The organism is Streptomyces sp. NPDC046303, assembly GCF_055588085.1.
Map to the genome: position 1 here is coordinate 1 of NZ_JBVJFA010000062.1, position 21,679 is coordinate 21,679.

5 protein-coding genes and 1 pseudogene are annotated in these 21,679 nt (G+C 73.2%); all 6 read left to right on the top strand.

Translation table 11 applies throughout. The features are described from left to right. The coding region (locus ACZ6I1_RS33800; RefSeq protein WP_469292844.1) for a type I polyketide synthase at positions 1–6,354 on the top strand (6,354 nt) is incomplete at its 5' end. After that, a complete protein-coding gene (locus ACZ6I1_RS33805) occupies positions 6,351–18,434 on the top strand; it encodes an SDR family NAD(P)-dependent oxidoreductase (RefSeq protein ID WP_469292845.1) in 12,084 nt (4,027 codons plus the stop codon). The genes ACZ6I1_RS33800 and ACZ6I1_RS33805, both read left to right, overlap by 4 nt. A 91-nt stretch (positions 18,435–18,525) precedes the next feature. After that, positions 18,526–20,091: an MFS transporter gene (locus tag ACZ6I1_RS33810; RefSeq protein ID WP_469292846.1), complete on the top strand. Its 1,566-nt coding sequence runs from the start codon at positions 18,526–18,528 to the stop codon at positions 20,089–20,091. A 104-nt stretch (positions 20,092–20,195) separates the two neighbouring features. Then, the gene (locus ACZ6I1_RS33815; RefSeq protein WP_446594842.1) at positions 20,196–20,378 is read left to right on the top strand and encodes a DUF5302 domain-containing protein; all 183 of its coding nucleotides are present in this window, start codon (positions 20,196–20,198) and stop codon (positions 20,376–20,378) included. 310 nt (positions 20,379–20,688) lie between these two features. Next, the gene (locus tag ACZ6I1_RS33820) at positions 20,689–21,078 is read left to right on the top strand and encodes an acyl-CoA carboxylase epsilon subunit (protein ID WP_469292848.1); all 390 of its coding nucleotides are present in this window, start codon (positions 20,689–20,691) and stop codon (positions 21,076–21,078) included. 217 nt (positions 21,079–21,295) lie between these two features. After that, a pseudogene (locus tag ACZ6I1_RS33825) lies at positions 21,296–21,679 on the top strand (DUF4097 family beta strand repeat-containing protein); the annotation flags it as partial.

A 21,679-nucleotide genomic window follows, 5' to 3' on the forward strand; every position in this document is an offset into this window, starting at 1 on the left:
GTCTCGCAGGACGCGGAGCGTCTGTCCCGTGTCTGGCAGCCGAAGGCCGAAGCCGCCCTTCACCTGCACGAGCTGACGCAGGGTCTGGACCTGGCTGCTTTCGTGCTGTTCTCCTCCGCTGCCGGTGTCCTCGGTGGCGCGGGTCAGAGTAACTACGCGGCGGCGAACACCTTCCTCGACGCCCTCGCCGCCCAGCGGCGCGCCGACGGACTTCCCGCGACGAGCCTGTCGTGGGGTCTGTGGCAGCAGGCCGGCCAGGGCCTGACCGCCACCCTCGGCCAGGCCGAACTCGCCCGGCTCCGCCGCCAGGGCGTCGCCGCGCTCAGCGAACCGCAGGCCCTGGCCGCCCTGGACGCGGCCCTGGCTTCTGGCCGGCCGCACCTGGTCCCCGTACGCCTCGAACTCACCTCCCTCCAGCGCGAGCTGGACGCGGGCGGGGCGGTCCCGGCCCTGTTCCGGGGCCTGCTGCGCGCCCGTCGCCAGCGCGCCGGGCAGTCCGCCGGCACGCCGACCGGCCTGCGCGACCAGCTGGCCGCCCAGCCCGAGGCGGAGCGGCTGCCGTCGCTGATCCAGCTGGTGCAGCGCGAGGCGGCCGTGGTCCTGGGTGTTGCGTCCTCCGACGGGATCGGTGCGCAGCAGGTCCTCAAGGAGCTCGGTATCGACTCCCTGATGGCCGTCGAGCTGCGCCGCCGCCTGTCCGCCGAGACCGGGGTGGCGCTGCCCTCCACCCTCGCCTTCGACTACCCGACCCCCACCGCCATCGCCGGCCTGCTCCTCGACAAGCTGGACCTGACCACCGGCACACCCAAGGCGAAGCCGAACACGCGCCGGCACGCCGCGCACGCCGCCCCCGCCGACGACCCGATCGCGGTCGTGTCGATGGCCTGCCGGCTCCCTGGCGGGATCGACACCCCGGAGGGGTTCTGGGAGCTGCTCGCCTCCGGCGGTGACGCCGTCGGCGGCCTGCCGTCGCGCTGGGACGGCCTGGGCGTCTACGACCCGGACCCGGAAGCCGTCGGCAAGAGCTACTCGCGCGAGGGCGGCTTCATCGAGGACATCGAACGCTTCGACGCCTCGTTCTTCGGGATCTCGCGGCGCGAGGCCGTGTCGATGGACCCGCAGCAGCGCCTGGTCCTGGAAACGTCGTGGGAGGCCCTGGAGCGGGCCGGTATCCGTCCCGGCTCGCTCAGCGAGAGCCGCACCGGCGTCTACCTCGGCGCCATGACCTCCGACTACGGGCACATGGGCCACGACCTGGACGCCCTCGACGGCTACACCAGCACGGGCTACGCCTCCAGCGTCGTGTCCGGCCGCGTCTCGTACGCGCTGGGCCTCCAGGGCCCGGCCGTCACCGTCGACACCGCCTGCTCCTCCTCGCTGGTGGCCCTGCACCTGGCGGCAGGCGCCCTGCGGCAGGGCGAGTGCGAGCTCGCCCTCGTCGGCGGCGTCACCGTCATGAACAGCCCCGCCCTCTTCGTGGAGTTCTCCCGCCTGAAGGGCATGGCCCCCGACGGCCGCTGCAAGTCCTTCTCGGCGCAGGCGGACGGCGCGGGCTGGGCGGAGGGCGTCGGCATCCTCGTCCTGAAGCGACTGTCGGCCGCCGAGCGCGACGGGGACCGCGTCCTTGCCGTCATCCGCGGCTCGGCCGTCAACCAGGACGGCCGCAGTCAGGGCCTCACCGCCCCGAACGGCCCTTCGCAGCAGCGGGTCGTCCAGGAAGCCCTGGAAGCGGCGCGCCTGACCCCCGCCGACATCGACGCGATCGAGGCGCACGGCACCGGCACTTCGCTCGGCGACCCGATCGAGGCGGGCGCGCTGGCCGAGGTCTTCGGCCCCGACCGGGACGAGAACCGGCCCGTCTACCTCGGTTCCTCCAAGTCCAACATCGGGCACGCGCAGGCCGCCGCCGGCGTGGTCGGCGTGATGAAGATGATCCTCGCGCTCCAGCACGAGACCCTGCCGAAGACCCTGTACGTGGACGAGCCCAGCCCGCACATCACCTGGGACGGCAGCGGCCTCGAGCTGCTGAACGAGGCGCGTGCATGGGAGCGGGGCGCGAAGCGCATCCGCCGCGCGGGCGTGTCCTCCTTCGGCCTCAGCGGTACGAACGCCCACGTCATCGTGGAGGAGCCGCCCGCGGCGACTCCCACGGGCGGGGCAGCGGCCGCTACGGAGGCCCCGCTTCCGGTGGTCGTGTCGGGTCGTGACGAGGCCGCGCTGCGGGAGCAGGCGGGCCGTTGGGCGGACTGGCTGTCGGCGCGCTCCGAGGTTCCGCTGTCCGATGTGGCGGTTACGGCTGCCCGTCACCGTTCGCACTTCGAGTCGCGGGCGAGTGTGGTCGCGGCGGACACTGCCGGTCTGGTGGAGGCGCTGCGGTCGCTCGCCGAGGGCGATGCGCATGACGCGGTGGTGACCGGGAGCGCGACTGAGCGCGGCAAGGTCGTGTTCGTCTACCCGGGTCAGGGCTCGCAGTGGGTGGGCATGGGCCGTGAACTCCTCGCTCACAACCCCGTATTCGCCGAGACCATCGACGCGTGTGATGCAGCCCTGCGTCCGTTCACGGGCTGGTCGGTGCGCGAGGTCCTCTCCGGGGAGGAGGGCGATCACCCGCCGTTCGACCGGGTGGACGTGGTCCAGCCCGCCCTGTTCGCCATGGGCGTGGGCCTCTCGGCGGTCTGGCGTTCCCTCGGGGTGGAGCCGTCGGCCGTGGTGGGTCACTCGCAGGGTGAGGTGGTCGCCGCGGTGGTGAGCGGTGCTCTCACTTTGGAGCAGGGTGCGCAGATCGTCGCGCAGCGCTCCCAGGCGGTCCTGGCCTGCGCGGGTCAGGGCGGTATGGCCCTGATCGAGCGCCCGGTGTCCGAGGTCGAGGGCTTCATCGCCCCGTACGGTGACGCGCTGTCGGTCGCCGCGGTGAACACGGCGGGTTCGACGGTGATCTCGGGACAGGCCGACGCGATCGCGAAGATCGTCGCGGAGCTGTCGGATCAGGGTGTCTACGCCCGCAAGATCAATGTGGATTACGCGTCCCACAACGCGCAGATGGACCCGCTGCTGCCCGCCCTGGCGGAGGGCTTCAGCGGGCTCGCCCCCACCGGCACGGACATCGCCTTCTACTCGACCGTGACCGGCCAGGTGGCCGACGGCACGGCCCTGGACGGCTCGTACTGGTGCCGCAACCTGCGCGAGCCGGTCCGTTTCGACCGTGCCCTGAACCAGCTCCTGGACGACGGTCACGGCGTGTTCGTCGAGATCTCCGCCCACCCGGTTCTTTCCATGCCGCTGACCGACGGCAGCGCGGAGCGCGGCGGTATCGTCGTCGGCTCGCTCGCCCGTCAGCACGGCGAGCCGGCCCAGTTGCTCCGCAACCTCGGCCTGCTCCACGTCCAGGGCCACACCCTGAACTGGGACCGCGTCCTCGGTACCGGCACCGGAAACCTCGTACAGCTCCCCACCTACGCCTTCCAGCGCGAGCACTACTGGCTCGAGAACGCCAAGCCCACCAGCAACGTCCGGTCGGTCGGCCTCGACGTCCCCGACCACCCGTGGCTCGGCGCCGTGACCGCTCTGGCCGACGGCGAGGGACACGTCTTCACCGGCCGCATCTCCCTCGCCGAGCACCCCTGGCTGGCCGAACACGCGGCCTTCGGCACCGTCCTCGTCCCCGGCACCGGCCTGCTCGAACTGGCCCTCACCGCCGCCCACCACGTCGGCGCGGAGTCGGTCGGAGAGCTCACCCTGCTGGAGCCGCTGACCCTGACCGAGGAATCGGTCCTCCGGCTCCAGGTGGTGGTCGGCCCGTCCGACACCACCGGCCGCCGCCCGGTCACCGTCTACAGCCGCCCGGACGAGGCCTCCGAATCCGGCTGGCGCCGTCACGCCACCGGTGAACTCGCGGAAGCCGCAGAGACCACCGCCACCACCCCCACCCCCGCCGACAGCGACGACGCCTTCGCCGAGCTGGCCCAGTGGCCGGTCCCGGGCGCCGAGTCCGTCGATCTCGAGGGCTTCTACGACGGTTTCCGCGAGCGCGGCCTCGACTACGGTCCGGCCTTCCAGGGTCTGACCGAGCTCTGGCGCAAGGGCGACACGGCGTACGGTCTCATCCGTCTCCCCGACGGGCTGAAGGCGGACGACTTCGGTGTTCACCCGGCCCTCCTCGACGCCGCGCTCCACACCCTCATGGGCGTACGCGGCCAGGACCCGGACGACCGGCAGGTGCTGCTCCCGTTCGAGTGGACGGGCGTCGAGCTCCTCGCCGCCGGTGCCACCGAGCTCCGCGTACGCATCGACCTCGACGACACCCGCACCAACACCCGTATCTGGGTGGCCGACCCGGCCGGGCAGCCCGTCGTCCGCGCCTTCGGCCTCGCGATCCGCGAGGCGAGCGCCGAGCAGATCCGCGCCGGCGAGCGGACCGAGCACCTCTACCGCGTCGACTTCGCCGCCCGCGGCACGCTGGCTCACGAGGACTCCCCGGCGGGCGGCACATGGATTCTCGGCGACCACGCCGAGATGTTCACAACCCTGGAGGCCGACTATGTGGCTGATGTGGATGTACTCCTTGCCCAGATCGATGAGCGGGCCGAGCTACCCCTTCGACTGGTACTGGATGCGACGCGAGGGATAGGACAGAGCAGCAGGGCGGAGCAGCTGACCGCCTCCGCCCTCACCACGCTCCAACGCCTGCTCGCGGAACCCCGGCTGGCCTCGACCGAGCTCGTCTGGGTGACCCGCTCGGCCGTCGACACCGGCGACGGCGTGGCCGACCTGGCCCACGCCGCCCTGTGGGGCCTGGTCCGGGCGGCCCGTGCCGAGCACCCCGACCGGGTGATCCGACTCATCGACCTCGGCCCCGACGGCCGAACCGAGGACGCCCTCCTGCCCCAGGCCCTCTCCGTCACCGGTGAGCCGGAGCTCGCGGTGCGCGGTGGTGAGGTGCGGGTGGCGCGTCTGGTGCGTGCGGAGTCCGGCGGCGAGCTGCCGGAGTTCGCGGCGGACGGTTCCGTCCTGGTGACCGGTGGTACGGGTGAGCTGGGCCGGGCGGTGGCCCGTCACCTGGTGTCCGTGCACGGCGTACGTCACCTCGTACTGACCTCCCGGCGCGGCCCGCAGGCCCCGGGAGCCGCTGATGTGGTGGCCGAGCTGGAGGCGGCCGGCGCCGAGAGCGTACGGATCGTGGCGGCCGACGTCTCCGACCGTGCCCAGATCGCCGGTCTGCTCGCGGATACGGACCGCCCGTGGACGGCCGTGTTCCATCTGGCGGCCGTTCTGGACGACGGTCTGCTCGTCTCGCAGGACGCGGAGCGTCTGTCCCGTGTCTGGCAGCCGAAGGCCGAAGCCGCCCTTCACCTGCACGAGCTGACGCAGGGTCTGGACCTGGCTGCTTTCGTGCTGTTCTCCTCCGCCGCCGGTGTCCTCGGTGGCGCGGGTCAGAGCAACTACGCGGCGGCGAACACCTTCCTCGACGCCCTGGCGGCCCACCGCCGGGCGAATGGCCTGCCGGCGTCGAGCCTGTCGTGGGGTCTGTGGCAGCAGGCCGGTCACGGTCTGACCGCCACCCTCGGACAGGCCGAACTCGCCCGCATGCGCAGGCGCGGCATCGCGGCCCTCAGCGAGCGGCAGGCCCTGGCGGCCCTGGACGCGGCTCTGGCTTCCGGCCGGCCGCACCTGGTCCCCGTACGCCTCGAACTCACACCGCTCCAACGCGAGCTGGACAACGGCGGCGACGCACCCGCCCTCCTGCGCGGCCTCCTGCGCGCCCCGCGCAAGCGCGCCGGCGGCGAGGCGGCGACCGGAGGGAACGGACTGCGCGAGCAGCTGACCGCCCTGCCGGAAGGCGAGCGCCTGCCGCGGCTCGCCCAGCTCGTGCAGCGCGAGGCCGCCGTCGTCCTCGGCGCCTCCGGCGCGGCGGGCATCGGCGCCCAGCAGGTCCTCAAGGAGCTCGGCATGGACTCCCTGATGGCCGTCGAGCTGCGCCGCCGCCTGTCCGCCGAGACCGGGGTGACGCTGCCCTCCACCCTCGCCTTCGACTACCCCACCCCCACCGCCATCGCCGGCCTGCTCCTCGACAAGCTGGCCGTGGGAGCCGGGGGAGCGGCACGCCCCGGACAGCGCGTGACGAAGAACCAGATCGACAACCTCGTGGAACTCCTGCGTTCCGCGACACCGAAACAACTCGAGGAGCCGGGCCTGGCCGCCGGGCTGCTGGCCCTGCGCGACGGCCTGGCCAAGGCCTCGGCCGAGGCCGGCCCGACCGAAGCAGCCGATGCCGCCGAGACCGAAGCCGAGCTCGGCGGCGACAGCACCGATGACCTCCTTCAGTTCCTGGATCGCAAGCTTGGAGTGAGTGAATGAGCGCGTCCGAAGTCGAGAAGCTGGCCAAGCTCGAGGCGTACCTGCGGCGCACGGCGAACGCGCTCGTCGAGACCGAGAAGGAACTCAACGCCGAGCGGGCCTCGCGTACGGAGCCGATCGCGGTCGTGTCGATGGCCTGCCGCCTCCCCGGCGGCATCGACACCCCCGAGGGCTTCTGGGAGCTGCTCGCCTCCGGCGGTGACGCCGTCGGCGGCCTGCCCTCCCGCTGGGACAGCCTGGGCGTCTACGACCCGGACCCGGAAGCCGTCGGCAAGAGCTACGCCCGCGAGGGCGGCTTCATCGACGGAGCCGAGGGCTTCGACGCCTCCTTCTTCGGCATCTCGCCGCGCGAGGCGCTCTCCATGGACCCGCAGCAGCGCCTGGTCCTGGAAACCTCGTGGGAGGCCCTGGAGCGGGCCGGCGTCCGCCCCGACTCGCTCAGCGAGAGCCGTACGGGCGTCTACCTCGGCACCATGAGCTCCGACTACGGCAACCAGCAGGGCCACGACCTCAACGCCCTCGACGGGTACAGCACCGGCAACGCCTCCAGCGTCGTCTCCGGCCGCGTCTCCTACACGCTCGGCCTCCAGGGCCCCGCCGTCACCATCGACACCGCCTGCTCCTCCTCGCTCGTCTCCATCCACCTGGCCGTCCAGGCCCTGCGCCAGGGCGAGTGCGAGCTCGCCCTCGCGGGTGGCGTCACCGTGATGAGCACCCCGGCGCTGTTCGTGGAGTTCTCCCGCCTGAAGGGCATGGCGGCCGACGGCCGCTGCAAGTCCTTCTCGGCCGACGCGGACGGCGCCGGCTGGGCCGAGGGCGCGGGCGTGATCGTCCTGAAGACGCTCTCCGCCGCGCAGCGCGACGGCGACCCGATCCTGGCCGTGATCCGCGGCTCGGCCGTCAACCAGGACGGCCGCAGCCAGGGCCTCACCGCCCCGAACGGCCCCTCGCAGCAGCGCGTCATCCACGACGCCCTGGAAGCGGCCCGGCTCACCCCCGCCGACATCGACGCGATCGAGGCGCACGGCACCGGAACCCCGCTCGGCGACCCCATCGAAGCGGGCGCGCTGGCCGAGGTCTTCGGCCCCCACCGGGACGGGAAGCAGCCCGTCTACCTCGGCTCCGCCAAGTCGAACCTCGGGCACGCGCAGGCCGCCGCCGGTGTCATCGGCGTCATCAAGATGATCCTGGCGATGGAGCACGGCGTGCTCCCCAAGACCCTGCACGCCGAGCAGCCCAGCCCGCACATCGAGTGGAAGAACAGCGGCCTCGAGCTGCTGAACGAGGCGCGGGCGTGGGAGCGCGGCGCGGAGCGCATCCGCCGCGCGGGCGTCTCGTCGTTCGGCCTCAGTGGTACGAACGCCCACGTGGTGCTGGAGGAGGCCCCCGCGCAGCAGCTCGCCGAGCAGGCTGCCGCCGCACCGGCCCCCGGTCCCCTTCCGGTGGTGGTGTCGGGGCGTGACGAGGCCGCGCTGCGGGAGCAGGCGGGCCGCTGGGCGGACTGGCTCTCCGGGCGCACCGAGGTTCCGCTGACCGATGTGGCGGCGACCGCCGCCCGTCACCGTTCGCACTTCGCATCGCGGGCGAGCGTGATCGCTGCGGACACTGCCGGTCTGGTGGAGGCGCTGCGGTCGCTCGCGGAGGGCGATGCGCATGACGCGGTGGTGACCGGGAGTGCGACTGAGCGCGGCAAGGTCGTGTTCGTCTACCCGGGTCAGGGCTCGCAGTGGGTCGGCATGGGCCGGGCGTTGCTCGCGGAGAACGAGACCTTCCGGCAGACGATCGAGGCGTGTGATGCGGCTCTGCGTCCGTTCACGGGCTGGTCGGTGCGTGAGGTCCTGGCGGGGGAGGAGGGGGATCACCCGCCGTTCGACCGGGTGGACGTGGTCCAGCCGGCCCTGTTCGCCATGGGTGTCGGCCTGTCCGCCGTCTGGCGTTCCCTCGGCGTCGAACCGTCCGCCGTGGTGGGCCACTCGCAGGGTGAGGTGGTGGCCGCGGTGGTGAGCGGTGCTCTCACTTTGGAGCAGGGTGCGCAGATCGTCGCGCAGCGCTCCCAGGCGGTCCTGGCCTGCGCGGGTCAGGGCGGTATGGCCCTGATCGAGCGCCCGGTGTCCGAGGTGGAGGAGTTCCTCGCCCCGTACGGCGAGGCGCTTTCCGTGGCCGCGGTGAACACGGCCGGTTCGACGGTGATCTCAGGTGTAGCGGACGCGATCGTGCGGATCGTCGCCGAGCTGTCGGACCAGGGTGTCTACGCACGCAAGATCAATGTGGATTACGCGTCCCACAACGCGCAGATGGACCCTCTGCTGCCCGCGCTGGCGGAGGGCTTCGAGGGGATCGCCCCGACGGGCACGGACATCGCCTTCTACTCGACCGTCACCGGCGAGGTCGCCGACGGCACCGCTCTCGACGGCTCCTACTGGTGCCGCAACCTGCGCGAGCCCGTCCGTTTCGACCGCGCTCTGAACCAGCTTCTGGACGACGGTCACGGCGTGTTCGTCGAGATCTCCGCCCACCCGGTCCTGTCCATGCCGCTGACCGACGGGAGTGCGGAGCGCGGCGGTATCGTCGTCGGCTCGCTCGCCCGTCAGCACGGCGAGCCGGCCCAGCTGCTTCGCAACCTCGGCCTGCTCCACGTCCAGGGCCACGACCTCGACTGGGACCGCGTCCTGGGCGCAGGGAACCTCGTACAGCTCCCCTCGTACGCCTTCCAGCGCACGCACTTCTGGCTGGACACCCCGAAGACCTCGGGCGATGTGCGCAGGGTCGGACTCGATGTCTCCGAGCACCCGTGGCTCGGGGCCGTCATCTCCCTCGCCGACGGTGAGGGGTACCTCTTCACCGGCCGCGTTTCCCTCGCCGAGCACCCCTGGCTGGCCGGTCACGCGGCCTTCGGCTCGGTCCTCGTCCCCGGCACCGGCCTGCTCGAACTGGCCCTCACCGCCGCCCACCACGTCGGCGCCCCCGGCGTTGCCGAACTCGTGCTCACCGAGCCGCTACTGCTCGGTACGGACGGTGCGGTCCGCCTCCAGGTCGCCGTCGGCGCGCCCGAGCCCACCGGCCGCCGCCCGGTCACCGTCTACAGCCGGCCCGACGGCAGCGACGAGGAATGGCGCCGTCACGCGACCGGTGAACTCGCGGAAGCCGCGGAGACCACCGCCCCCTCCGACGGCGACGCGTTCGCCGAGCTGGCCCAGTGGCCGGTCCCGGGCGCCGAGTCCGTCGATCTCGACGGCTTCTACGAGGGCTTCCGCGAGCGCGGCCTCGACTACGGTCCGGCCTTCCAGGGTCTGACCGAGCTCTGGCGCAAGGGCGACACGGCGTACGGTCTGATCCGTCTCCCCGACGGGCTGAAGGCCGATGACTTCGGTGTTCACCCGGCCCTCCTCGACGCCGCGCTGCACACCCTCATGGGCGTACGCGACGAAGAAGCACGGCAGCGCGTGTTCATGCCGTTCGAGTGGACCGGCGTCGAGCTCCTCGCCGCCGGTGCCACCGAGCTCCGCGTACGCGTCGACGTCGCGTCGGGAGCGGACGAGCACCTCACCCTCACCGTCGCCGACGGCACCGGACACCCCGTCGTCCGCACCCGCGGCCTCGCGATCCGCGAGGCGAGCGCCGAGCAGATCCGCGCCGGCGAGCGGGCCGAGCACCTGTACCACGTCGAGTTCCGCCCGACCCGCACCCCGGGCGACGCGGAACCGGCCGGGGAGACCTGGGCCCTCGAGGGCGACGCCGGGATCGCCGCCGCCCTCGGCGCGCAGGTGTTCGCCGACGTCGACGCGCTCCTCGCGCACCTCGCCGAGGGAGCCGACGCCCCGGCCCGCGTCCTCGTCGACGCCACCGCACCCGCTCCTGCCGCCGAAGCCCGTGAGCTGGCCGCCTCCGCCCTCCGGATCCTCCAGCTCCTGCTGGCCGCACCGGGCCTCGAACAGACCGAACTCGTCTGGCTGACCCGCTCCGCCACCAACGCCGGCGACGACGGTGTGGCCGACCTGGCCCACGCCGCCCTGTGGGGTCTGCTCCGCGCGGCGCGCGCCGAACACACCGACCGGACCCTGCGCCTCATCGACCTCGGCACCGACCGCGCCCGGGACGACCTCGCGCTGGCCCCGGCCCTCACCCTCACCGACGAGCCCGAAATCGCGCTCCGCGACGGGGAGATCCGTACCGCCCGCCTCGTCCGCACCGCCAAGGCGTCCGACGCCCCGCCCCTGGACCCCGACGGTTCCGTGCTGGTGACCGGTGGTACGGGTGAGCTGGGTCGGGCGGTTGCCCGTCATCTGGTGTCCGTGCACGGCGTACGTCATCTCGTACTGACGTCTCGGCGCGGCCCGGAGGCTCCGGGTGCTGCCGAGCTGGTGGCGGAGCTGGAGTCGGCGGGTGCCGAGACCGTGCGGATCGTCGCTGCTGACATCTCGGACCGCCGTCAGGCGCAAGCGCTGCTCGCGGATACGGACCGCCCGTGGACGGCCGTGTTCCACCTCGCGGCCGTTCTGGACGACGGTCTGCTCGTCTCGCAGGACGCGGAGCGTCTGTCCCGTGTCTGGCAGCCGAAGGCCGAAGCCGCCCTTCACCTGCACGAGCTGACGCAGGGCCTGGACCTGGCTGCTTTCGTGCTGTTCTCCTCCGCCGCCGGTGTCCTGGGCGGTGCCGGTCAGAGTAACTACGCGGCGGCGAACACCTTCCTCGACGCCCTGGCGGCCCACCGCCGGGCGAGTGGCCTGCCGGCGTCGAGCCTGTCGTGGGGTCTGTGGCAGCAGGCCGGTCACGGTCTGACCGCCACCCTCGGCCAAGCCGAACTCGCCCGCATGCGCCGCATGGGCATCGGTGCGCTCACCGAGCAGCAGGGCCTGGCCGCCCTCGACACCGCCCTCGGCTCCGCGCACCCGCACCTGGTCCCCGTCAAGCTCGACCTCGTCACCCTGCAACGGCGCCCCGACGAACTGCCCGCCCTGCTGCGGGCCCTGGTCCGCGCCCCGAAGAAGCGCGCCGGGCAGTCCGCCGGCACGCCGACCGGCCTGCGCGACCAGCTCGCGGCGCAGCCGGAGGCCGAGCGGCTGCCGTCGCTGATCCGGCTGGTGCAGCGCGAGGCGGCCGTGGTCCTCGGCATCGGCGCGGCCGACGGGATCGGTGCGCAGCAGGTCCTCAAGGAGCTCGGTATCGACTCCCTGATGGCCGTCGAGCTGCGCCGCCGCCTGTCCGCCGAGACCGGGGTGGCGCTGCCGTCCACCCTCGCCTTCGACTACCCGACCCCCACCGCCATCGCCGGCCTGCTCCTCGACAAGCTGGCCCTGACCACCGGCACACCCAAGGCGAAGCCGAACACGCGTCGGCACGCGGCCCCCGCCGCGGCCGCCGACGACCCGATCGCGGTCGTGTCGATGGCCTGCCGCCTCCCCGGCGGCATCGACACCCCCGAGGCCTACTGGAACCTCCTCGCCGCCGGCGGCGACGCGATCGGCGGCCTGCCCTCGCGCTGGGAGAACCTCGGCGTGTACGACCCGGACCCGGAAGCCGTCGGCAAGAGCTACGCCCGCGAGGGCGGCTTCATCGAGGCCGCCGCCGACTTCGACGCCGCCTTCTTCGGCATCTCGCAGCGCGAGGCCCTCTCCATGGACCCGCAGCAGCGCCTCGTCCTGGAAACCGCCTGGGAAGCCCTCGAACGCGCCGGCATCCGTCCCGGCTCGCTCAGCGAGAGCCGCACCGGCGTCTACCTCGGCGCCATGAGCTCCGACTACGGCGAGCAGGGCCGCGAACTCGACGCCTTCGACGGGTACGTGAGCACCGGCAACGCCTCCAGCGTCGTCTCCGGCCGCGTCTCGTACGCGCTGGGCCTCCAGGGCCCGGCCGTCACCGTCGACACCGCCTGCTCCTCGTCCCTCGTCTCCCTCCACCTCGCCGCGAGCGCCCTGCGCCAGGGCGAGTGCGAGCTCGCCCTCGTCGGCGGCGTCACCGTCATGAGCACGCCCCGGCTGTTCGTGGAGTTCTCCCGCCTCAAGGGCATGGCCCCCGACGGCCGCTGCAAGTCCTTCTCCGCCCTGGCGGACGGTGCGGGCTGGTCCGACGGCGTCGGCATCCTCGTCCTCAAGCGACTGTCGGCCGCCGAGCGCGACGGCGACCGCGTCCTGGCCGTCATCCGCGGCTCCGCCGTCAACCAGGACGGCCGCAGCCAGGGCCTCACCGCCCCGAACGGCCCCGCCCAGCAGCGCGTCATCCACGACGCGCTGGAAGCGGCCCGGCTCACCCCCGCCGACATCGACGCCGTCGAGGCGCACGGCACCGGCACCCCGCTCGGTGACCCGATCGAGGCGGGCGCGCTGGCCGAGGTCTTCGGCCCCGACCGGGACGAGAACCGGCCCCTCTACCTCGGCTCCTCCAAGTCCAACATCGGGCACGCGCAGGCCGCCGCCGGCGTCGCGGGCGTCATGAAGATGATCCTCGCGCTCCAGCACGAGACCCTGCCCAAGACCCTGTACGCCGACGAGCCCAGCCCGCACATCACCTGGGACGGCAGCGGCCTGGAACTCCTCCGGGACGCCCGGCCCTGGACCCGGGACGCCGCCCGCACCCGCCGCGCGGGCGTGTCCTCCTTCGGCCTCAGCGGCACCAACGCCCACGTCGTCCTCGAAGAGCCCCCGACGGCCGTCCCGGCCCCGACCGGGGCGACGGCAAGGACCGAAGCAACCGAAGTAGCCGAAGCAACCCACGCAACCGAAGCGACCCAAGCGACCCAAGCGACGGAACCGTCCATAGCGACCGAAGCGACCGAAGCGACGGCCCCAGCCACGACCCAAGCCACGACCCAAGCCACGACCCAAGCGACCCAGGCGCTCCCAGCGCCCGTCCTCCCCCTGGTCCTCTCCGGCCGCGACGAGACGGCCCTGCGCACGCAAGCCACCCGCTGGGCCGACTGGCTCGAGGGCCGCCCCGAAACCCCGGTGGCCGACCTCGCGTACACCGCGGCCCTCCACCGCACGCACTTCGAGCACCGCGCCGCCCTCACGGTGACCACCACCGCCGAAGCGGTCACCGCGCTGCGCGCCCTCGCCGAAGGCCGCACCCCCGCGGGCGCCGCCGAAGGCACCGCGGCCGACGGCCCCCTCGCCGTACTGTTCACCGGACAGGGCAGCCAGCGCCCCGGCATGGGCCGTGCCCTGCACGCCGCCCTGCCGGTCTTCCGGCAGGCCTTCGACGCGGTCTGCGCCGCGCTCGACCCGCACCTGGACCAGCCGCTGGCCGAGCTCGTCCTCGGCGGCTCCGCACTCGTCCACGAGACGGAGTACGCCCAGCCCGCCCTGTTCGCCGTCGAGACGGCGCTCTTCCGCCAGTGGGAGGCCTGGGGCGTGCGCCCCGCCGCGGTCGCCGGGCACTCCATCGGCGAACTCGCCGCCGCCCACGTCGCCGGAGTCCTCACCCTGGACGACGCGGCCCGCCTCGTCGCCTCCCGCGGCCGCCTGATGCAGGCCTGCGAGCGCGGCGGAGCCATGGCGTCCGTGGAGGCCTCCGAGTCCGAGGTCCTCGACACCCTGGAAGCCCTCGCCGACGTTCCCGGACGCGTCTCCATCGCCGGCGTCAACGGGCCCGCGCAGACCGTCGTCAGCGGGGACGAGGCCGCCGTGGCCGCCGTCACCGGCCACTTCACCGAACTCGGCCGCCGCACCCGCCGCCTGACCGTCTCCCACGCCTTCCACTCCCCGCACATGGACGCCATGCTCGACGCCTACCGGCAGGTGGCCGAGGACACCACGTTCGCCGCCCCGCGCATCCCGGTCGTCTCCACGGTCACCGGCACCCGCATGGGCCCGGACCTGGCAGCGGGCGAAGGCCTGCGCGACCCCGGATACTGGGTACGGCAGGTCCGCGACGCCGTACGCTTCCTGGACGCCGTACGCACCCTCGAAACCGACGGCATCGGCCGCCACCTCGAATGCGGCCCGGCCGCCGTACTGGCCGCCATGGGCGCCAACTGCGTCACCGACCCCGCCGTGTTCGTCGCCTCCCAGCGCGCGCCCAAGGACCCCGACCAGGCACCGGACGAGGTCCGCGCCCTCGTCGAGGCCCTCGGCGCGCTCCACGTCAGCGGCCAGGAACCCGACTGGGAGCAGGTGTTCACCGACCGGCCCGCCGCCGCACGGGCCCGCACGGCCGCACTTGCCGCCGACCTGCCCACGTACGCCTTCCAGCGCGAGCGCTTCTGGCTCGAGCCCGCCCGCGGCACCGCCCGCGGCGCCCGCGACACCGGCCTCGTACCGGCCGGGCACCCCTGGCTCGCCGCCGTGCTGACGCTCGCCGACGGCGAGGGCCAGCTGCTGTCCGGCCGGCTCTCCCTCTCCGACCACCCCTGGCTCGCCGACCACGCCGTCTTCGGCAGCGTCCTCGTGCCCGGCACCGGCCTGCTCGACCTCGCCCTGGCCGCCGCCCGGTCCGTCGGCGCCGAACGGGTCGCCGAACTCACCCTCGCCCAGCCGCTCCTCCTCACCTCCGGCGAACCCCTGCGGCTCCAGGTCAAGGTCGGCGTCCCCGACCCCGAAGGGCGGCGGAAGATCGCCGTCCACAGCCAGCCGGAAGCATCCGCCGACCCGGCCGCCTGGACCCTGCACGCCTCCGGCGAACTCGCCGACGACCCCGCCGGCGAAACCCCCGAGGGGCTCGCCGACCTCGCCCAGTGGCCCGTCGCGGGAGCCGAGCCCATCGGACTCGACGGCTTCTACGAGCAGCTCGGCGGCGAAGGCCTCGCCTACGGCCCCGCCTTCCGCGGCCTCACCGCCCTCGCCCGCCGGGGCGACGTCGCCTACGGCCGCGTCGCCCTGCCCGAGCCGCTGCGCCAGAACACCGACGGCCACGGAGTCCACCCGGCGCTCCTGGACGCGGCCCTGCACGTCCTGGCCGGCGTCACCCCCGGCGGAACCGGGCAGCCCGAAGGCACGGTGCTGCTCCCCTTCGCCTGGACCGACGTCACCCTGTACGCCACCGACAGCACCGAACTGCGCGTCCGCATCGCCCTGGACGCCCAGGACCCCCAGGACCCCCAGGACGCCCAGGACCCGCGGTCCGCCGCCGCCGGCCTCTCCGCCACCGTCCTGGTCACCGACGCCACCGGCGAGCCCGTCCTGTCCGGCGCCCTCCAGATCCGGCAGGCCACCGCCGACCAGCTGCGCGTCACCCGCTCCGAAGGCGACCACCTGTACCGCGTCGACTTCCAGCCGGTGGCCGAGCCCGCCCAGCCCGCCCAGTCCGCCCCGCAGCCCGCCACCACCCTGGTGATCGGCGGCAGCGGAGCTCTCGCCGAGACCCTCGGCGCCCCCTGGTCGGCAGGCCCCGAACCCCTCCTCGCCGACGGCCCCGCCCCCGACCGCATCGTCATCGACGCCACCACCCCCGGGGCGAGCGACACCGCCGAGCCGAACACCCTGGCCGCACTGGACCTCGTACAACAGCTGCTCACCGCGAAGACCGCGGAAACCGAGCTGGTGTGGATCACCCGCGACGCCGTCGCGGCCCGCCCCGAGGACACCGTCACCGACCTCGCCCACGCCCCCCTGTGGGGCCTGGTACGGGCCCTGCGCGGCGAGGTCCCCGACCGGACCCTGCGCCTGCTCGACCTCGACACTCCCACCCCCGGCGCCACGGCCCTCGCCGCCGCCCTCGCCACCGCCGACGAACCCGAACTGGTCCTGCGCGGCGGCGCCCTGTTCGCCCCCCGCCTCGTACGCACCACCGCCCGCGCCGCGGCGGCCGGCGGCGGCGCGGCCCTCACCCCGCCCGCCGGCGACGGCCCCTGGCACCTGGACATCCGCGAGAAGGGCAGCATCGACAGCCTCGAACTCGTCCCCGTCCCGGCCGACGGCCCGCTCGGCCCCGACGAGGTCCGCGTCGCCGTCCGCGCCGCCGGCATGAACTTCCGCGACGTCCTCAACGCGCTCGGCATGGTCGCCACGCCCAAACTGGGCCTGGAGTTCGCTGGCACCGTCCTGGAAACCGGCTCCGCGGTCACCCACCTGCGCCCGGGCGACCGGGCCATGGGCCTCGCGCTCGGTGCCTTCGGCACCGAGGTCCGCGGCGACGGCCACCTGATGGCCAAGCTGCCCGACACCCTCACCTTCGAGGAGGGCGCGACGATCCCGCTCGCCTTCCTCACCGCCTACTACGCCCTCACCGACCTCGGCGCGCTGCGCCCCGGCGAGAAGCTCCTCGTCCACGCGGCCGCCGGCGGCGTCGGCATGGCCGCCGTCCAGCTCGCCCACCACCTGGGCGCCGAGGTCTACGGAACCGCCAGCCACCCCAAGTGGGACACGCTGGGCGCCCTCGGACTGCCCGACGAGCGCATCGCCTCCTCCCGCGACACCGACTTCGAACAGCGGTGGCTGACCGCCACCGGCGGGGCCGGCTTCGACGCCGTACTGAACTCCCTCGCCGGCGAGTTCACCGACGCCTCACTGCGCCTCCTGCCGCGCGGCGGACGCTTCCTGGAGATGGGCAAGACCGACATCCGCGACGCCGACGCCGTCGCCGCCGCCCACCCGGGCGTCGCCTACAGCGCCTTCGACCTGATGTCGCTGGAGCCCGAGCACCTGCACCGGATGCTCACCGAGCTGTCCGGCCTGCTCACCGACCGGGTCATCGCCCCGCTCCCGTACCTCGCGTACGACGTACGGGAGGCCCCCGCGGCCTTCCGGCACATGGCGCAGGGCCGCCACACCGGCAAGCTGGTCCTCACCGTCGGCCGGGCGCTCGACCCGGACGGCGTGGTCCTGCTCACCGGCGGCACCGGCGAACTCGGCCGCAACCTGGCCGCCCACCTCGTGGCCGAACACGGCGTGCGCCACCTCGTGCTGACCTCCCGGCAGGGCATGGCCGCCCCCGGGGCACACGACCTCGTGGCCGGCCTCGAAGCCGCCGGCGCGACCGGCGTACGCATCCTGGCCTGCGACGTCTCGGACCGCGACGCGGTCGCCGGCCTGCTCGCCGAGGCCGCCGCGGAACGCCCGCTGACCGCCGTGGTGCACCTCGCCGCGGTGATCGACGACGGTGTCGTGCACAACCAGACGCCCGAGCGGTTCGCCCGCGTCCTCGCCCCCAAACTGGCGGGCGCCCGCCACCTGCACGAGCTGACCCGCGACCTGGACCTGGCCGCCTTCGTCCTCTTCTCCTCGGTCGCCGGCACCCTCGGATCACCCGGCCAGTCCAACTACGGCGCCGCGAACGCCTTCCTGGACGCGCTCGCCGCCCACCGCCACAAGCTCGGCCTGCCCGCCACCAGCCTCGCCTGGGGCCTGTGGGCCCAGGGCGGCGCCGGAATGACCGCGCAGCTCGGCGAGGCCGAACTCGCCCGGATGCGCCGCCAGGGCGCCCAGCCGCTCACCGCCGCCGAGGGCCTCGCCCTCTTCGACGCCGCGCTGGCCCGCCCCGAACCGCACCTGGTGCCGCTCAAGCTCGACACCACCCGCCTCGCGGCCGGCGACTCCGGGACGCACCCGCCGGCCCTGCTGCGGGCCCTGGTCCGTACGCAGCCCAGGAAGGCCAAGGAGGCCACCGAGGCCGGCTCCGCCTTCCGGGACCGGCTGGCCGCCCTGCCCGCCGAGGAACGCGAGGCGGAACTGCGCAAGTTCGTCCAGCAGGAGGTCACCGCCGTCCTCGGGCTGTCCGGCAGCGTCCCGCTCGACAAGCCCATGCGGGAGTTCGGCTGGGACTCCCTGATGGCCGTCGAACTGAAGAACCGCCTCGCCCGGCACACGCAGGTGGCCGTGCCCAACACGCTCGCCTTCGACTACCCCACGCCGCGCGCCATCGCCGGATACCTGCTCGGCAAGCTCTCCTTCGACGGCGCGGCACAGACCGCCGCCGCCGTCGCCGACACCCCGCCGCAGGACCCGGCCCAGGCCGCCCAGTGGGCCGTGACCCGGATCGGCGCCGAACGGCTGCGCCAGAGCGGCCTGCTGGACCGGCTGCTGGAACTCGCCGCACCCGCCACCGCCACCGCCACGGCCGACGCCCCCGCCGACGCCCTGCAGACCGCCCAGGAACTCACCGACGACGAAATGGACGCGGCCCTGGACGCCGTCCTCGGCGGCATCTGACCCCCGGGGGCCGGTCTCCCCCCGGACCGGCCCCCGGGTTCCCTCCCCCCACTCCGATTCCCCCCGGCCCCGTTTCCCAGGAGTTGATCACGTGTCCTCGTCCACCTCGCCGGAGCCCGTGGCGGACGCCACGGCCGCAGCGCCTCCCCCCACCGCAGCCTCCCGGCGCCGGTGGGTCGCGCTCGCCGTCGTCCTGCTCGCCGCCTTCCTCGACAACGTCGACGCGACGATCGTCACGGTCGCCCTGCCGGCCATCCAGCAGGACCTGCACGCCGAGTTCGCCACCGCCCAGTGGACGCTGGCCGGCTACGCGCTGGCCTTCGCCGTCTTCCTCATCACCGGCGGCCGCCTCGGCGACATCTACGGCCGCAAGCGGCTGTTCATCACCGGCGTGCTCGGCTTCACCCTCGCCTCGGCGATGTGCGGGCTCGCCACCACCCCGGGCGTGCTCGTCGGCGGCCGCCTGCTGCAAGGACTCACGGCGGCGCTCATGGTGCCCCAGGTGATGTCCGTCATCATGACGATGTTCGACCAGAAGGAATGGGTCGTCGCCTTCTCCCTGATGGGAGCGGTCCTCGGACTGGGCGGCGTCAGCGGCCCGCTGCTCGGCGGCGTACTGACCGACCTCGACCTCTTCGGCCTGGGCTGGCGCTCGATCTTCTTCGTGAACATCCCCTTCGGGATCCTCGCGATCGTCCTGGCCGCCTGGACCATGCCCGAAAGCAAGTCGGACCAGTCACCACGGCTCGACATCACGGGCGTCGTCCTCGTCACGCTGGCCTCGCTCGGCCTGATGTACCCGCTGGTCCAGGGCCGTGAACAGGGCTGGCCGGGCTGGATGTTCGTCCTGGCCGGCGCCTCCGTGCTGCTCTTCGGCGCGTTCGGCTTCCACCAGAGCCGCAGGCACCGCCGCGACGGATCCGCCCTGGTCCCGCCGACCCTGTTCCACCACCGCTCGTTCCGGGCCGGCGTCGTCGTGGTCATGCTGGCGTTCTCCGGCATCACCTCGTTCTTCCTGGTGCTGACCTACCACATGCAGCTCGGGCTCGACTGGTCCGCGCTGCGCACGGCGCTGGTGACCGTGGCGTTCCCGGTCGGCATCATGGCGACCTTCCAGATCGCCTGGCGCAAGGGCACCGCCAACGGCCGCAGGTTCGTCGCGATCGGCACGTCCGTGATGACCCTCGGCACCCTCGCCATGATCCTCGCGGTGTCGAGCCAGGGCGCGGACATCGACTGGTACCACGTCGCGGGCGCCGAACTGATCGTCGGCCTCGGCATGGGACTGTGCTCGCCGATCCTGACCAACGTGGTGCTCGGCGACATCCCGCCACAGGACGCGGGAGCCGGCTCCGGCGTGGTCAACGCCGTCATCCAGTTCGGTACGGCCGCCGGCATCGCCATCGTCGGCGTCATCTTCTTCAGCCTGACGGGCGACGAGGGCGCGGCCGGCGCCGGCCGCGCCGAACGCTTCAGCGACGCCACCTCGGTGACGCTCTGGTACAACGTCGGCGTCTTCGCGCTCGTCGCCCTCCTCAGCCCGCTCCTGCCCGCCTCGAAGACCCCTCAGGCCGCGCCGGAGGAGCCCGCCGCCCAGACCCCCGCGGACACCGCGGCGCCCGCCGCGAAGGACCGGCTCCTCCTTGACACCGCCTGACCCCGGAAATGGCGAATTCCCTTGCATGGGCTCGTGAATGCGGGGTCGTCATTCCGGCAATTCTGTGCCAGACTTTTTCTGTCGATTGATTGCAGGAGGTACGTATGACTGACAAGTCGTTCGACGGTGGCGTTGCAGAAGATGCCAAGGAAAAGTTCCGGGCCGCCCTGGAGCGCAAGTCCAACGCTTCGCGCGCCCGCACGGCTCACGAAGAGGGCCGTATCAAGGTGAAGAACATGAGCGGCTCGGCCGGCCAGAAGCGGTATTTCCGCAGGAAGACCGGCTGACTCGGCTCGACTCACCCCAGGGGGCCGCCGCGGTCCATTCCACTGGAATGGACCGCGGCGGCCCTTTTGTGTGTCCGCAATATCCACTGGAATGACGCTCGAATTCGATTTGAGTGCGGCTCGAATTGCGGTGGAATTTCGGTGGGGAATCGAGGCCGGAACGTCGTGTTCCGGCCATGATCGGAGTCGTCCGCGAGTCATTCCGTACGTATTCCCGGGCGGAACCCGAGCCCGGCTGTAGCACCCGGACCGATCCTGGACTGTCCGGCACCAGGCGCTCCCCGGTGCAACCGTGTCAAAGGGGCCACCCATGATCATCGTCGAGGAACGTCCGCTGCCGACCGCCCCCGCGGTGTGCGCCACCCCCGCAGGGGAACACCCCGCCGACCCGCCCGCGGCCACGGACCGCCCGGAGCCCGCGAAGGAGCCCGCGGCCCGCCCGGAGCGCGCGGACCGCGCGGAGCCTGCCGGGGCGATCGCCGCCGAGGCCTCCTCAACGGCCCTCGCCATGGCCTCGATCCGGATCTCCCGGGGCAACCCCACCGCCGAAGAGGCGGCCGCCCTCGCCGTCCTCCTCACGGCCCGCCTCCGCCGGATCCACGCGTCCCGGCAGCAGCCCGCACCCTCCGCCCCGAGCACCCGCACCCTCCCGCCGGCGCCGTGCCCGCCGTTCCGCGCACCGGGCGCCTGGGCCTCCTGACGCCGCCGGGGCGGCGTGCCGCCCCCCCCGTAGCGTTCACTTCCCCTCCAATGCAACGACCTGCCTATCTCTCGTTGCGTTAAAAGAAGGCCCGTTGCAACGATATTAACGCTTCTACCTGCGCAAATGCCGTCTGTGCGCAACGAATGCGTTGCCGAGATCGTGAAGGCAACGTAGCGTTTGCGATGTCAGAAACAACGAGCAGCAGGAGAGCGTCATGCAGAAGTTCGACACCCCGGCCCCCGTTTCAGTCGTCCTGGACGTCCCGGCAGGGCGCATCCAGTTCATCGCGGCGGAGCGGGCGGACACGACGGTGGAGGTGCGGCCGGCGAACGCGGGGAGCGGCCGGGACGTGAAGGCGGCGGAGCAGACCACGGTCGCCTACACGGACGGTGTCCTGCGGATCGAGGCCGCGCCGGCGAAGAACCGGATCCTGGGCCACAGCGGATCCGTCGAGGTCACCGTCCAGCTGCCCGCCGGCTCCCGCGTCGAAGCCAAGACCGCCACCGGTGAACTGCGCGGCGTCGGACGCCTCGGCGAGGTCACCCTCGAAGCCGCACAGGGCGCCATCAAGCTCGACGAAACCGCGGGCGCCCGCCTC